Below are 14,479 nucleotides of genomic sequence, written 5' to 3' on the forward strand. Positions count from 1 at the left end.
CCGGAGGTCTTCATCCCGGCATTCGCGCGGGCGGCCCTGCAACCCCAACCAGCGATGCCGCCCGCGCTGGCGCCACGACCATCATTGCACTAACAATCAAATTGGACCCGTCCGTGGGGGCCGATCACCCCTGGCGGGTCTGGTGCTGCGGGGCGGTGTCGGCGAAGCCTTCAAAGCCCCAAGTCTCAAGCAGCTGTCTCTGGAGTATATCACCGTTGCCGCCGGCGGGCGCTTCATCATCACCGGTAACCCCGACCTGAAGCCGGAGACCAGCACCAGCTATGAGGCCGGCATCGCCTATTACGGCACGACCTGGCATGTGACAGCCACAGCGTTCCAGAATGATCTCTTAGGGCTGATCCAGACGACCTGCGTGGAGAACTGCGGCATCCGCGGCCGCGAGCGCCGTGCCTATGTCAATGTCGAGAAAGCGCGCATTCGCGGTACCGAGATCGGTGCCCAGTGGGCGCCGGTCGATGGCCTGACTCTGTCCGCCAGCTATACTTACGTTGACCCCCGTAATCTTTCGACGGACCAGGAACTTGCCGAGCGGCCCAATCACAGCGTCAAGTGGGCCCTGGCATGGACGGTGATGCCCGGGAGCGACGTCAATGTTCGTGGCCGCTATATCGGCAAGCAGACCGTCTACCAGAACAGTCTGCCGGTTCGTCTTGATGGTTATCAGCTGTGGTCGGTGGATGTCAGCCGTGACGTTAACGAACGACTGACCCTAAAGGCGGGCATCGACAATGTCTTCAAGAAGCGGCTGGCGGAGGACTCGGCCCTCTACAGCTTCGCTGAGCCCGGACGCGTCCTGTTCATCGGCCTCGGCGCGAGCTACTGATTGATGCCGCGAGTCCTCGGACTGCTGTTCATCCTGTTCCTGCTGGCAACGCCCCCTTTGCGTGCTGCGGAGCCGCCGCTGGTGCGCATTGTGAGCACCGACTTCGTGCTCCCGGCCAAGTTCGAGCAACTGGGACAATGGGCCGTTGACGCCGGTTATCAACTGGACTGGCGCCGTGTGGAAAGCCCAGCAAGCGCCATTCCCCTCGACGGGGTCGCCATGTTGATCGTGGATAGCCCCCGGCCCGCCGATCGCGCGGCGATCGAAAAAGCGTTGGGGTCACTCGATCAACTGGCCACCCCCTGGCTTGCGGTCGGCGGCGGCGCAACGGGCTTCGGTCACCTTGACCCTGCGGTGGCCCGACAGCTGATCGGCTATTATGCCGGCGGCGGCGAGCCCAACCTGCGGGCCTTCGTCGCCGCGCTGCCGCGCGCTCTTGCAGGTAAGGACCTCGGTGATCTGCCACTCCCGCAACGCCTGCCGGCGACCGGCCTCTATCATCCCGATGCGCCAGGCCCGTTCGCGACAGCGCAGGAATTCCGTGCCTGGGCGATATTGCGCGGTGACCGGCCGGTGGCAGCCTTCGCGGTATCCGAGGGCCAGATTCGAGACATGCAAACCCGGCTCCTGACCGCTCTTGCGGCCAGCGCCGATGCCCATGGCCTGCTGGCGGCCTTCTTCTGGTACGACGAGCGCGACCCTCAGGCGCTGAGCAAAGTCGTGCGCCAGCTCAACGCCCGTGTGCTGATCAACTTCACCCACATGCAGGACGGCGAGGCTCGCAAGACGGAGTTCGAACAGCTCGACGTACCCGTCCTGCAAGGACTGTCCGAACGCGCCGCGACACCGGACCAATGGCGTGCGTCGATGTCCGGCATCACCGGCATGTCGGCGCCGGTCATGCTGAGCGTGCCCGAGGGCTGGGGCATATCCGACCCCCTCGTGCTGGGCGCGGTGGAGAATGGTGAAGTCGTCCCGATTCCCGAGCAGGTCGAGTTGCTGACGGCGAAGATCGCCCGGCTGGTGGCTCTTCGCGACAAGGCGGCACGGGAGAAGCATCTGGCACTGTTCTTCTGGAACTATCCGACCGGCGAGAAGAACATGGCGGCCTCGAATCTCAATTTGCCGCAGACCCTCGCCAAGCTGAGCCGCGATCTGGCAGCGTCGGGCTACGATGTGCAGGAGATCGATGAAAAGACCATGATCGCAGGCGGTCAGGCGCTGCTGCGCGGCCTTTATCACCCTGAAACGCTGGAAGCACTGGCCGGTCAGGGTCTTGCGGCCCGACTGCCGCTTGCCACCTACAAGGCCTGGCTGGCGCAGTTGCCGTCCTCACGCCAAGCCGAGGTCGAGGCGCGGTGGGGCAAACCCGAAGCCAGTCCGGCGGTCCACGGCGACATGATCCTTATCCCGCGTCTGGCGCTCGGCAAGTTGCTGATCCTTCCACAACCGCCGCGCGGCGGCAATGACGCCAGAGCCTATCACGATCAGGCATCCCCGCCGGATCATCGATATCTCGCGACTTATCTTTGGATTCGAGCGGCCGCACAGGCTGACGCTATCATTCACTTTGGCACGCACGGCACGCAGGAATGGACACCCGGCAAGGACCGCGGCCTCTGGGCGGCCGATTGGCCCTTTCTGCTATTGGGCGATCTCCCGGTCTTCTACCCCTATATCCAGGACAAAGTCGCCGAGGCCCTTCAGGCGCGACGCCGGGGCCGTGCCGTCACCATTAGCCACCAGACACCCGCCTTCGCGCCGTCCGGTCTCTATGAGGAATTGCGCGATATTCATGCGCTTATCCATGACTATGCCCAGCTTGACGTGGGCCCGGTGCGAGATCGCATCGCACGGGATATCGTCCGTCAGGCTCGCGAGTCACATCTCGATGCCGACATGGGATGGGACGATGACGCCGTCGCCCGCGATTTCCATGGCTATTACACCGCCCTGCACGACCATCTTCATCAACTCGCCCGCACCTCGACCCCGCTCGGGCTGCATGTCTTCGGAGAACCAAGCTCGGATGACGAGCGACTAACGACGGTGATGCAACAACTCGGCCCGGCATATCTGAAAGTGCTGGCTCAAGATCCCGTCGAAGCCTTCGCCGAGGACGCGGCAGCGATCCGCGACAGTGTGCCTTATCGCATCTTGCACCATTATCTGCGCGCGGGCGGCGACGTGACCGCGATCGCCAACCCGGCGCTGCGCGCGCAGATCGAGCAGGCTCTCGCCTATGACCAGAATCTCGCCGCGCCGGGTGAGACGCAGGCGCTGCGGGCCGGCCTGGCCGGGGGCTTCATTCGCGCCGGGCCGGGAGGTGATCCCGTGCGTAATCCCGAGGTACCAAGCGGGCGCAATCTTTATGCCTTCGAGGCCGAGAAGATTCCCGCCCAGGCGGCCTATGAGGAAGGCGGCCGGGCATTCAGTCGCCTGCTTGCGGCCTATGCCGAGAAGAACAACGGCGCATTGCCGACCAAGACCGCCGTCTCGTTGTTCTCCGGCGAGACAATCCGGACGCTCGGCATCGGTGAAGGCCAGCTGCTGCACGCACTCGGTCTGCGACCGGTCTGGGGCCGGGGTGGCCGCGTCGAACGACTGGATATCGTGCCGCTGAGCGAACTGGGTCGCCCGCGCATCGACGTACTGGTTCAACCGACCAGCGTCTATCGCGACCAGTTCGACGCCTTCATGCGCCTGCTCGCCGATGGCATCGATCGGATCGCGGCGCTGGACGAGGACACCGGACCAGCGGCTCATGCACGGGCGCTTGAAGCCAAGCTCGCCGACGATGGCATGACACTGGAGCGGGCACGAACACTTTCCCGTCTGCGCATCTTCACCAATGCTCCCGGAGATTATGGCACGGGGCTGCCGGACCGGCTGACCCGTGGCGGCAAGAGCGATGCAGCCGACTGGCGAGACGAGGTCGACCTCGCCGATCCCTATATCGCGCGTATGGGTTACGCCTATGGCGCGCGAAACTGGGGGCTGTCACTGGAGGCAACCTCCTTGTTCGCCCGGCAACTGGAGGGTGTCGATGCGGCCGTCCTGGTGCGCTCGTCCAACCTCCACGGCATGGTCTCCACCGATCACCCCTTCGAACACCTGGGCGGGCTCTCGCTCGCGGTCCGACGGATAACGGGCAAGGCGCCCGACCTGTTTGTCACCGACATGCGTGGCAGCGAGTCCCGGGTCACCACCGCCGGCGCCTTTCTCTCGAATGAACTGCGCGTCCGCTACCTGAACCCTCAATGGATCAAAGCAATGCAGGCCGAGGGCTACGCCGGTGCCAACGCGATCGCCGGAGTCGTCAACAATCTTTGGGGCTGGCAGGTCGCTGATCCCGCCAGCGTGCGTGCCGACCAGTGGCAGGCGATGCATGACACTTATGTGCGTGATAATCGCAAGCTGGAAATGAATAGCTTCTTTGAGCGGGTGCACCCCAGCGCCCAGCTGCAACTCGTCGAGCGGATGCTGGAGGCGATCCGGCGCGATTACTGGCAACCCGATGCGGCAACCCGCCAGTCATTGGAACAGCGCCGCGCCCATCTGCAGTCGCGCGTCGCCGCCGCCGAACGCGCCGCCGCGCGGCAGTTGACAGCACAAGGCTTCGGGCTAACGCCATCCGCGCCGGGCGTCCGCGTCGATGGCGACTCTAAAGCCGATGCTCCACGCCCTCAACCACCGCTAGCCCAGGCCCCCACACCTCCGACCGGGCGCATCCTCTTACGCCAGCAGCTCGCGCCACCCATGCCGTCCATGACGTTGCGCGGCCAAGTCCCGGCCCTCGCCACCCTTCTCGCCCTCTTCCTCGCCGGTGTCCTGCTCGAACGTCGCGCCCGCCGGTCCTCCAACCTCGAAAAGGCTCTCCATGTTCACGCTTGAAGCAACGCTTTATGATGCCTCTCGCCTGTTTCTTGTGCCGGTGATTCTGCTGATCCTGTCAGCCTTGGCGTTCTCGCTGGTCAGCCTCGGTCGATTCACTGTGGAAGCGTTCGCGCGCTTGGCGGGACGGCCGAATCGCCCCCTGACCGCTCATCAGAACCGAACCGGCTGCGCCAGTGACGACCTAGAAATGCTCGTCATGCGCCGACTTGAGTGGCTGCGTATTGTTTCCCGCAGTGCGCCGATGCTGGGACTGGTTGCGACGATGATACCCATGGGTCCGGCCCTGCTGGCACTGGGCAGCAACGACGGTGCCGCGGTCGGCAAAAACCTCGTCATTGCCTTCTCCTCGGTCATCCTGGCGCTGGTGGCGGCTTCCATCTCCTTTTTCGTCTACACCATTCGCCGCCGCTGGCTGCTGGAGGAGCTGCTCGCTCTTGAAACAGCCGGCAAGGAGAGCGCGTGATGCGATTTCTTGAAGATGATGAAGCAGACGATCCTATTCTTTCGGTCGTCAACCTGGTCGACCTTTTCCTGGTGATCTGTGCCGTCTTGATGGTGCTGATCGCCCGCAACCCGCTCAACCCCTTCCAGGCAAAGCAGGTGATCGTGGTGGAGAACCCTGGCAAGGAGGACATGACCATCACCATCAAGAACGGGGAACGCCTCGAACGCTACACCGCCAGCGACAAGGTGGGTACTGGCGGCGGCGTGAAGGCCGGCGTGACCTATCGATTACCGGACGGCAATCTGGTGTATGTTCCCGAGTGAGGCGTTGCCGCCCCGGCGCTGTTGCCTGGACCCGGCATCCCTTATCCCTGCGGCGGCGTCTGTCTCCCTGCCACCCCTGAGAAGATTGCCCCGGCCCTGTCAGCTCTGCCGGCGCGGAACGGCGCTTCAGGGCAAATGCAGAGCAACGCAGGCCCCGCCAGGGACCGCCCGCGCAGCCCCCCTCCGGCACTCGTGGCGGCCACTGTCTCTCCATCGTGCCGGCCTTGAAAGCAAAGCCATCCGGTCACAGCGGCACGGCCGTTGGCGCACTCGAAACTGTCGCGGATTGTGGGCCAGCTCCCTGGAGACCATCGACCCACTCTTCGCGCCCAACGCCACTGTGGCAGGCGTTGCCGTTACTGAACGGCCGCGAAGGGTCGGCGGCGGACGGCGCGCAGACGGCGCGCAGACGGCGGCCATGCCGGCCGGGAACAGTGCCGTGATGGCATTTGACAACTCTATATACGAAATATATATATTACATATATTCGAGGGTGAGTAGGCCCATGGGCATTGTCAAGATCGATGACGACCTGCACGAGGAAATCCGCCGTGCGAGCACCGTCATGTGCCGTTCCATCAATGCGCAGGCCGAATTCTGGATGAAGGTGGGCATGCTGGCGCAAGCCAACCCCACCCTGTCGTTCAACGAGATCATCAAGGCACAGCTGGTCGCAGCCCAGGTGCATATCCCTGAGGTAGCAGCCGCCTGATATGGTGAAGACGCCTGATGAACTGGCATTGATGCGAATTTCCGGGCAGTTGCTGGCCCGGGTTTTCGAAATGCTGGATCAGCAGCAGTTGGCCGGCGTGACGACAATGGCCGTCAATGACCTGGTGGAACGCTTCATCACCGTCGATCTCGACGCGCGACCGGCAAGCAAGGGGCAGTACGACTTTGCCTATGTGCTGAACGCCTCGATCAACCAGGTGGTTTGCCATGGGGTGCCCGACCACGGGGTGACGATCCGTGACGGGGACATCATCAACCTCGACATTACCCTAGAGAAGAACGGGTTCATCTCGGATTCGAGCAAGACCTATCTGGTGGGTGCGGTTGCTCCCGCCGCCAGGCGGCTGGTCCGCGTAGCACAGGACGCCATGTGGCAAGGCATAGGCCGGGTGCGACCGGGCGCACGCCTGGGCGACATCGGCCATGCCATCGAACGCCATGCGAAAAAGCATGGCTACTCCGTTGTCCGGGACTATTGCGGCCACGGCATTGGTCGCGAGATGCATGAGGAGCCGCAGGTGCCGCACTTCGGCAAACCGGGAACGGGCCTGCCTTTGCAGGAAGGCATGGTGTTCACGATCGAGCCGATGATCAATCAGGGCACCCACAGGACTGTTGGGGACGACGACGGCTGGACAGTGGTAACCGCTGATGGAAAATTATCGGCCCAGTTCGAGCACACCGTCGCGGTGACGAAGAATGGATTTGAGGTCCTGACCCTGCGGCGTGATGAGGTGCCGATGCTGGCGCGGCGCAGATGAAGCAGGGCAGGACCTCCCCAGTTGAGAAAGGAAGCGTGATCCGCCCCCCTTTGTAGTGCTCCATCGACAATCCCAGTCTTGGCCAGGACTGAGGAATGGAATAGCTCGGAAGCACAGGCCGAGGGAGATCATCGACAAGTCGCTTGAGGCAGAGCTCACGCTGGCACAGGGCGGATGGCGGCGCCGGCCGCCCGCGGGAGAGGTGCTGCCGCGAGTCCTTCAGTGGCTCGATACGCGACGAGTGCTGCAACGGCGATATCCTCCACACTCTGGCCGACGCCTGCCGTCTGATCGAAGCCTGGAGACGGCATCACAACACCGTCCGATCGCACGGCTCGCTCAGCTTTCTTCCGCCATCCACAAGAACGGCGACACAGCCATGGCCGCCCTCCGGCGCCGCACCGCGCCACCGGCGATCGATCATGGCACCGAAGGCGCTCTTGCACTGACACTCAACTCGGACCACGGGGTGGCGACCGTTCATGGCTCCCAGCGGCGATGCAGCGCAACCGTCGCCAGCAGGATCAACCCGAGCATCCCCCAGAACAGAACCGGCAGCGCGACTGCGTTTCCGACCACCAGCCGGGCAGTCAGGCACATGGCAAGAGCAAACGGCACGCCCCAGACTACAGCCCTCCACGCAGCACGCAGACGGGAGTCGTCGACGCCGCGGCGGCGCCGCTTGCCAAGCCAGATCGACATGCCGGTAGCGGTGATGACGGTAAGGGCAAGACCGAACACGGCATAGGCGATCTTGACGCTCAGGCCACCATAGTTTCCGAAGTGCAGATTATAGGTGGACGCCGCGAGCTGCTGCCCGAGCGCGCCGTCCGACAGGCCGGCCGTGCCGATAAAACGACCGCGCGCGTCATAATCATAAGTCTCGCCGTAGATCAGCCGGAACGGGTGCTCAGCGATGATCTGGACATGCTGGCCGACCGTCATCGGGTCATGCAGCACCACATAGATAGGTCGCACATCCGGGAAACGCTGCTGGATATCTTGCAGCGCCGCCGCCACATGCGGCAGTGCCGCCGGGCGGAGGTCCGGCTTCGCCTCGCCGCCGAAGATCGGCGCGTAGACGGCCTCGATATCACCCTTGTAGAATCCCGCTGCCAATCCATAACCATTTACCGAGCCCAGTCCGATCATCGCCCCTGTCAGCGCGATTGCCAGCGTGAAGGGCAATGTCCATACTCCCAGCCGGTTATGCCAGTCGGCCAGCCCGACGCCGCCGGCGTCGCGCGCGCGCAGCCGAAACGCATCGCGGAAGATGCGAGGATGTGCCAGCACCCCCGAGATTGACAGCGCCACGATCATCACCCCAAGCGCACCGACGATTGTCAAGCCGAGCGTCGAGGGCAGATGCAGCCGGTAATGCAAGTCGAGGAGAAACTCCGCCCAGGCGTTTTCCTCAGGTGCCACCACCTGTCCGTTCCGGTCGACATGCACCGCCTGATGGTCCGTGGTGACGGTGGTGCGCGGCAGTGCATCGACCGGCAGATGAACATAAAGATGGGTGGTACGCGCCTGCCCCCGTTCACTGGCCAGTACAGCTGCCACCGCCGCCTGCACGGCGTCGGGCGCAATGGACGACATCTCCGGAGCGTCCGGTTGCTCGAACCGCTGCCATTCCTCGTAGAACACCGTCAGGGTGCCCGTGAGACAGACCAGATAGAGCAAGGCCGCGGCCAGCAGGCCGATCGCCGAATGCGCTGACAGGGCCTTGCGGACATGCGGCTGCTTGTCAGGCGCCCCACCCGTCTCCACCGAATCCCGCTCCCCCGTCATGGCAGGCGAGCCATCAGCAGGAGCACCAGACTGCCCAGGGCGGGCACGCCGAGCAGCGTCAGCTGCCGCTGGCGCACACCCGTCATTAGTAGCGCCACCGCCAGCAATGCCCAGAACAATGGCACCGCGAACAGGGTCAGGGTGTTGCTATCCGCCTCATGCCAGCCGGCGAGACCGGCCAGACCGCGCCCTGCCAGACCGCCCAGCAACGCCACCACGAAGGCGAGCGGCACCACCAGCAGGAAAGTGGTCATCCGCCGCATGATATGACGGGGCTCTTGCCGCGGTGCGTGACCGCCCCGCTCCGCGGGCCGACGCGTCTTGCCCGCGGTGGTCGTCGCGGCGATCAGCAGCAACAGCCCGGCCACGGCCATCGTCACCAGGGAGACCACCGCCAACCCCCAGGCCCCATGCGCGAGGCCGCCACAGCCCAGTCCCGCCGCCAGCAACGCCCACGCACAAGCAAGAACCGGCCAGGTGCGCATCGGCCGCCCCCAGGCCAGGCGCAGCGCGAGCACGGCGCCGCCCGCCAGAATGCTGCCTGCCCAGAGCATGGCGAGCGTCCCGGCCATCAGAAGCGATATGCCACGGTGGCAAACACGTTGCGATCGGCGCCATTGAAGCAGTCGCCGCGCGCCAGGCAGGCGGCATAGTACTTCTTGTTGAACAGGTTGGTGGCGTTGATCGACAGCTGCCACTGGCGCCAGGTCAGCTCGGCAAGTGCATCAACCAGGGTGTAGGATGGCGTCTTCACGCCGTTGGGGTAGGCAGCGCCGTAGGAATAATTGGCCGCGGAATAGCGTATGCCCGCGCCCAGCCGCAGATCAAGATCAGCGGGCAGCGCGACATTGCGGGTAGCCCAGACGGATGCGTTATGCTTGGGTACGTTATCCAGCTGATGCCCTGCGCCGTCGATCTCGGCCTTGTTGTAGCTGTAGGCGGCGATGACCTCGAAGCTGCCCGGGAGGCGGCGACTGGCCTCGATCTCGAAACCCTTCGAGGTCAGCGATCCAGCCTGGATCTGCCCGAGCGGATTGTCCGGGTCATCAATCGGGCGATTGCTCTCCCTGATATGGTAGCCGGCCACCGTGACCAGCGTCATGTCGTCGGGATGGAACTTGATGCCGGCTTCATACTGGCGACCCTGTTTGGGTTTGAACGGGCTGCCATCGCTGGTGGTGCCGGAGATCGGATCGAAAGACTCGGTGTAGCTGACGAAGGGCGATACGCCCTTGACCAGCTCGGCGATCACGCCAGCGCGGAACGTGGTCGCTCTTGCCTTTTCCACGGCGCTGCCTTGCGCGTGGGTACGGACATGGTCGCGGCGCGCGCCAACCACCACCGAGGCGCGGTCCCACAGCCGGATCTGGTCCTGGACATAGATACCGACCTGACGCTGCCGGGTATCCTCGTGGCTCAGCGGGTACATGTCGGGCAGGCCGCCGCCCCAGTCGGAGATCGCGTCATAATCGATGTCGTAGAGATCGATGACCTCGTAGCCAAATCCCCCGGTTTTCCGCACCCGGTTCCAGCTGTAGTCGATGCCGGCCAACACAACGTGCCGGATGTTGTCACCAGTCCTGAAGTCGAACCGCAGGTTGTTGTCGGTCGAGAACACGTTCATGCGAGCGTAGCTGCCGTCAGCATAGAGGCCGATGATCCGCTGGTCCTCGTCGAGGAAGGGATTGGTCGGATTGCTGTAATTGTTGGGATAATGCGTGAAATAGGTCAGGTTGCTGTCGATGTAGCGCGCCTTCAGGCTGAGACTGACCTGATCGCCCAACCGGTGATCGACGATCGCCGTGCCTTGCAGCAGCCGACCATCGTAACGATCCCAGCCTGGCTTGCCGATGAACTGGTCGTGATCGAGCTGACCATTGGGATTGTCATAAAGCGTACCGACAAGCGGCAGGAACTGCGCCGTCGAGCCGCCATCGTCTTCCTGATAGAGGCCGATGAGCGTGATGGAGGTGTCACCGCCCGGCCTCCAGGTGATTGACGGCGCGATCATTACCCGATCATCGGAAACATGATCTGTCTGGGTGTCGGCGTCACGCATGCGCACCACAAGCCGGCCAGCCAGTCCTTCCGCCAGTGCCCCCGTGACGTCGCCCAGCATCTCCTTGCGATCAAATGAGCCGTAGCGGATCGCCAGTTCGCCGGAAGCCTCGAATTCAGGCATCTTGGACACCATGTTGACCAGTCCGCCGATCGAGCCCGATCCGAACAGCACCGATGCCGGACCACGCACCAACTCGACTTGCGAAAAATTGTAGGGATCGGAGCGGATACTCGCGTAGTAGCTGAACAGATCCCGCATGCCGTCGCGAAACTGCAGCACATCAATGCCCCGCACGAAAGCGCCATCGACCCGGCTGTCGGGTCCATAGCTGTTGGCTTGCACGCCCGCGAGATAGCGTAGCGTATCGGCCACCGAGATCGCACCCTGCGCCAAATAGAGGTCGTCGGTCACGATACTGATGGCTTGCGGCGCCTCGATCGCCGGCGTGTCAGTCTTGGTCGCCGCGCCGCTGGTCTGACGGGCCGCCGTGACCACGATCTCGGAGCGCTGGGTCATCGCGACGTCCGCATCTTCCGCCTGCACGGGTAAAGGCCAGATCACACTTCCCGCAAGCAGGACCCGCTTCAGGTTCTTCATGGTCAACTCCCCTTAGCCACGCGGCCCTGCAACGGACGGCGCGCGGGCAGAACAACTAATGCGACGCACTCTCATTTGCAAACTCTTTCTTGACTGGCGATGCCGGCGCAGACCACGCGTCTCCGGTCCATTCATTCAGGCAATTCGCCGTCCCCCATCGCAGCATTGCCCGGGACGCTGCCCGCCTGCCCAGGGAGCAGGTGACGCCAATGTCGGCCATGAGCCGGTGGAACTGCTCGCTGACATACTGACGGACTTGGTCCGAGTGGTCAGGCGACGCATCCGGCTCGCGAGGCGGCCAGATCGCCATGACGGCGGCGACGCGCTCGCCGCCAACCAGGTTTGCGTGAGCAGGGCGGAACGTCACACCCCGCCCGGACGGTGGTGTCGTCGTCATGACGGCGCACGCCGCGACCATTGCCACCGACGTCCACGACAGCGACCCGCACCGACACCCGATCATGTCGAGAGGGCTTGCGTCGGTACTGAAACTGCCACATTAAATAACTACACGAGATTTAACAGCCGCCCCGCAGGACATTTTCAATCATGATTCAGACCTTGCGCACGCTGGTTACGCCATTGGCCGCCAGCCTGCTGATCGCCACCGCCCCCGCCGGCAATGACCCCGATGCCGTTCGCTTGAATGATCTTCAGTTCATCGGCGTCCACAACGCCTACCACATCGAACCGGACCGTGCGGTGTTCGCGGCAATGCACGCGAGCGGCTACCACGAAAGCGCATCGTGGCCGGCCGAGCGGCTGACACGGGCTCTCGCCTATACGCACGACCCGCTCGACGTTCAGCTCGACCGCGGCGTGCGGGTGCTCGAACTCGACCTCCACGACGATCCCGCCGGGGGCCGCTTCGCGCAACCGGGCGCGCTGGTCTTTTCCGGGACACCGCCTGCCCACGCGCCGGCACCCGTCGATCCCGAAGGGGACCTGAGCCGCCCGGGCTTCAAGGTCTTCCATGCCGCCGATATCGACGTCCGCAGTCGCTGCCTGCGGTTCGTCCGCTGCCTGGAGACAATCCACGACTGGTCGCGCGCGCATCCCGGCCATCTGCCGATCTTCATTCAGCTCGAAACGAAGGAAGGCATTCGCCCGGCGATCGGCGGCCGTTACACGCCCACCGCGTCCACGCCATTCGACCAAGACTCCTGGCGGCGCCTGCATGCCGAGATCCGCACTGTCTTCAACGAAGACGACCTGCTGCTTCCGCGCGATGTCCAGGGCCGATTTCCCAGCGTCAACGCCGCCGTGCGAACGGTGGGCTGGCCGACACTGGCATCATCGCGCGGGCGCATCGTGTTTCTCCTGCTCGACGACGTCGCCAGGCAGGACGCCTACGCCGCGTTTGTCGGCGAGGCCGGTGAGACGCCCCTGATCTTCGTCGCGAGAGACGAGCATGATCCACTGACGGCGTGGCTGATACGCCCCTCCCCCAAGACCGGAGACATCGAGCGCCTGATTCGCAGCGGCTTCCTCGTCTACACGCGGGCCGACGCCCATACCGAGCAGGCGCGGCACACTGACTATCGTCGCGCCCAACGAGCATTCGCCAGCGGCGCCCAGTTCATCGCCACGGATTTCCCCGTCCCCGATCCGCGTTATGGCCCCTATCAGGCGCGTTTCGACACAACCGGCAACCCTTACGTCCGCTGCAACCCCGTGCGCACCGACCGCGACTGCACCGCAGGCGACTAGTCGTCCACAGCGAGATAGCGCTGGTACAGCGATACCGCCGCGGCGCCGACGACGCCGGCGGCCGGTCCCAGCGACGAGGCGAACACGCGCGGACGCGGCAGTAGCACCCCTTCGTTGCAGAAGCTGTCGTCGTCCACTCGGGCAACGATCTCCTGCAGAATATGGTGTGGCAGCCGCCCGCCGATGATGACGGCTTCCGGATCGAGGATTCGGGCGGTGATCCACAATCCGTGACGGAGCTGGGCTGCGGCTCGGCTGATCCAGGCCTTGAGTGGCGGGCAGGTCTGCGGCCGCAGCGCTTCAAGACCGGAGAAATCATGGATGTCGATGCCACTCGCACACAGCGTCGCCAGCAGATCCTGGCCCGAGGGCCGCGGCCCGTCGTTGGGAAACTGGACGCCGATCAGACCTGCGTTGCCACGTGCGCCGCGATACAGACGCCCGTTGATGACCAGACCGCCGCCGATGCCGTGGCCGATATGGGCGAAGAAGAAGTGGTTGATGGTCTGGCCGATCCCGAGCAGACGTTCGCCCAGCGCCGCCGTCGCGGCATCATTCTCGACATAGACGCGTTCCTTGACGTGCGCCTGCAGTTCGGCCTGCAGGTCGTCACCGCGAAAGCCGGGAAACAGCACGTGGGCATTCAGCCGCTTGCGGTCGGAAATGAAGTCACCCGGCAGCGCGAAACCGACACCCACCAGCCGGGACCGATCGATGCCGGCAACCTTTACCAGTCCGTCGATCGCCTCGCTCGTCGCCAGCGCCAGAGCCCGTGGCGTATCAACTTCCGCGCCGAGCCCGATCTGCGCCACGACCTGCCCTGCCAGATCGATCAGCCCGACCTGGGCGACATGCCTTGAGAAATAGACGCCGGCGGCATAGGCGGCATCGGCCCGGATGGTCAGCGGACGCGAAGGTTGGCCTCGCCCGCCGTTGCGCAGCACGCCCTCCGCCAAGAGACCCATGTCCATCAGCTCCTTGATGATGCGGGTGACTGACATGGTCGACAAGCCCACGCGCGGCCCGATGTCCACGCGTGCAATTGGCTGATGACGCCAGACAAGGTCCAGCACCCGGCGCTGGGTTGGGTTGAGCTCGGCGTCTGGGATCATGCGCGGTCCTTCCTGTCGCTCCTCTAATAGCTAACGTCGCGCACTGCGCCAGCGAATATTAAATCACGTTATGTTATTAAAAATGTCACATTGACCCCGTAAGGAGGTCCCATGGCCAGGCCGGGCGGCCGGGCATATCGACCATTCAGGATAAATGCGGGGCCATTATGGAACAGGGTGAGATTGAGCGTCGTCGCGTGATCC

The 14,479-nt window shown here is 64.1% G+C and carries 12 protein-coding genes and 1 pseudogene; 8 read left to right on the forward strand and 5 right to left on the reverse strand.

Going from position 1 to position 14,479, the window contains the following annotated elements:
- The 7 genes from ABU113_RS10530 to ABU113_RS10560 form a co-directional block, all read left to right on the forward strand.
- Positions 1 to 844: TonB-dependent receptor domain-containing protein (locus tag ABU113_RS10530; protein ID WP_454559473.1), on the forward strand; the 844-nt coding region annotated here is incomplete at its 5' end.
- 3 nt (positions 845 to 847) lie between these two features.
- Complete coding sequence (gene cobN, locus ABU113_RS10535; RefSeq protein ID WP_454559474.1) at positions 848 to 4,738, forward strand: cobaltochelatase subunit CobN; 3,891 nt, start codon at positions 848 to 850, stop codon at positions 4,736 to 4,738.
- Positions 4,725 to 5,204, forward strand: coding sequence for a MotA/TolQ/ExbB proton channel family protein (locus tag ABU113_RS10540; RefSeq protein WP_454559475.1), 480 nt, complete (start codon positions 4,725 to 4,727; stop codon positions 5,202 to 5,204). The genes cobN and ABU113_RS10540 overlap by 14 nt, the downstream gene beginning before the upstream one ends.
- Positions 5,204 to 5,509, forward strand: coding sequence for a DUF2149 domain-containing protein (locus tag ABU113_RS10545; RefSeq protein WP_454559476.1), 306 nt, complete (start codon positions 5,204 to 5,206; stop codon positions 5,507 to 5,509). The genes ABU113_RS10540 and ABU113_RS10545 overlap by 1 nt, the downstream gene beginning before the upstream one ends.
- Before the next feature lie 506 nt (positions 5,510 to 6,015).
- The gene (locus tag ABU113_RS10550) at positions 6,016 to 6,222 is read left to right on the forward strand and encodes a ParD-like family protein (protein WP_454559477.1); all 207 of its coding nucleotides are present in this window, start codon (positions 6,016 to 6,018) and stop codon (positions 6,220 to 6,222) included.
- Position 6,223: 1 nt separating this feature from the next.
- Positions 6,224 to 7,003: a type I methionyl aminopeptidase gene (map, locus tag ABU113_RS10555; RefSeq protein ID WP_454559478.1), complete on the forward strand. Its 780-nt coding sequence runs from the start codon at positions 6,224 to 6,226 to the stop codon at positions 7,001 to 7,003.
- Positions 7,004 to 7,146: 143 nt separating this feature from the next.
- Positions 7,147 to 7,452: an integrase core domain-containing protein gene (locus tag ABU113_RS10560; RefSeq protein ID WP_454559479.1), complete on the forward strand. Its 306-nt coding sequence runs from the start codon at positions 7,147 to 7,149 to the stop codon at positions 7,450 to 7,452.
- A 31-nt stretch (positions 7,453 to 7,483) separates the two neighbouring features.
- Here the strand turns inward: ABU113_RS10560 and ABU113_RS10565 are convergent, their stop codons facing one another.
- The 4 genes and pseudogenes from ABU113_RS10565 to ABU113_RS10580 all read right to left on the reverse strand — a co-directional run.
- Positions 7,484 to 8,794, reverse strand: a complete 1,311-nt coding sequence (locus ABU113_RS10565; RefSeq protein WP_454559480.1) for a PepSY-associated TM helix domain-containing protein — start codon at positions 8,792 to 8,794, stop codon at positions 7,484 to 7,486.
- Positions 8,791 to 9,348 (reverse strand): hypothetical protein, encoded by a 558-nt coding sequence (locus ABU113_RS10570; RefSeq protein WP_454559481.1) that lies wholly within the window; start codon positions 9,346 to 9,348, stop codon positions 8,791 to 8,793. Before ABU113_RS10570 ends, ABU113_RS10565 begins: the two co-directional genes overlap by 4 nt.
- A gap of 17 nt (positions 9,349 to 9,365) precedes the next feature.
- On the reverse strand, positions 9,366 to 11,453 hold the full coding sequence (locus ABU113_RS10575; protein ID WP_454559482.1) for a TonB-dependent siderophore receptor: 2,088 nt from the start codon (positions 11,451 to 11,453) through the stop codon (positions 9,366 to 9,368).
- Positions 11,454 to 11,608: 155 nt separating this feature from the next.
- Positions 11,609 to 11,772 (reverse strand): annotated as a pseudogene (locus tag ABU113_RS10580) (IS3 family transposase); the annotation flags it as partial.
- Between the two features lie 230 nt (positions 11,773 to 12,002).
- On the opposite strand from ABU113_RS10580, the gene ABU113_RS10585 reads away from it, so the two are divergent.
- Complete coding sequence (locus ABU113_RS10585) at positions 12,003 to 13,163, forward strand: Ca2+-dependent phosphoinositide-specific phospholipase C (protein ID WP_454559483.1); 1,161 nt, start codon at positions 12,003 to 12,005, stop codon at positions 13,161 to 13,163.
- On the opposite strand, the gene ABU113_RS10590 is transcribed toward ABU113_RS10585, so the two are convergent.
- A complete protein-coding gene (locus ABU113_RS10590; protein ID WP_454559484.1) occupies positions 13,160 to 14,275 on the reverse strand; it encodes an ROK family transcriptional regulator in 1,116 nt (371 codons plus the stop codon). The two genes, ABU113_RS10585 and ABU113_RS10590, sit on opposite strands and share 4 nt — an antisense overlap.
- Positions 14,276 to 14,479 lie beyond the last annotated feature (204 nt).

Origin of the sequence: Parapedomonas caeni (assembly GCF_041060555.1) — a bacterium.
Classification (GTDB): Bacteria; Pseudomonadota; Alphaproteobacteria; order Sphingomonadales; family Sphingomonadaceae; genus CAUJIW01.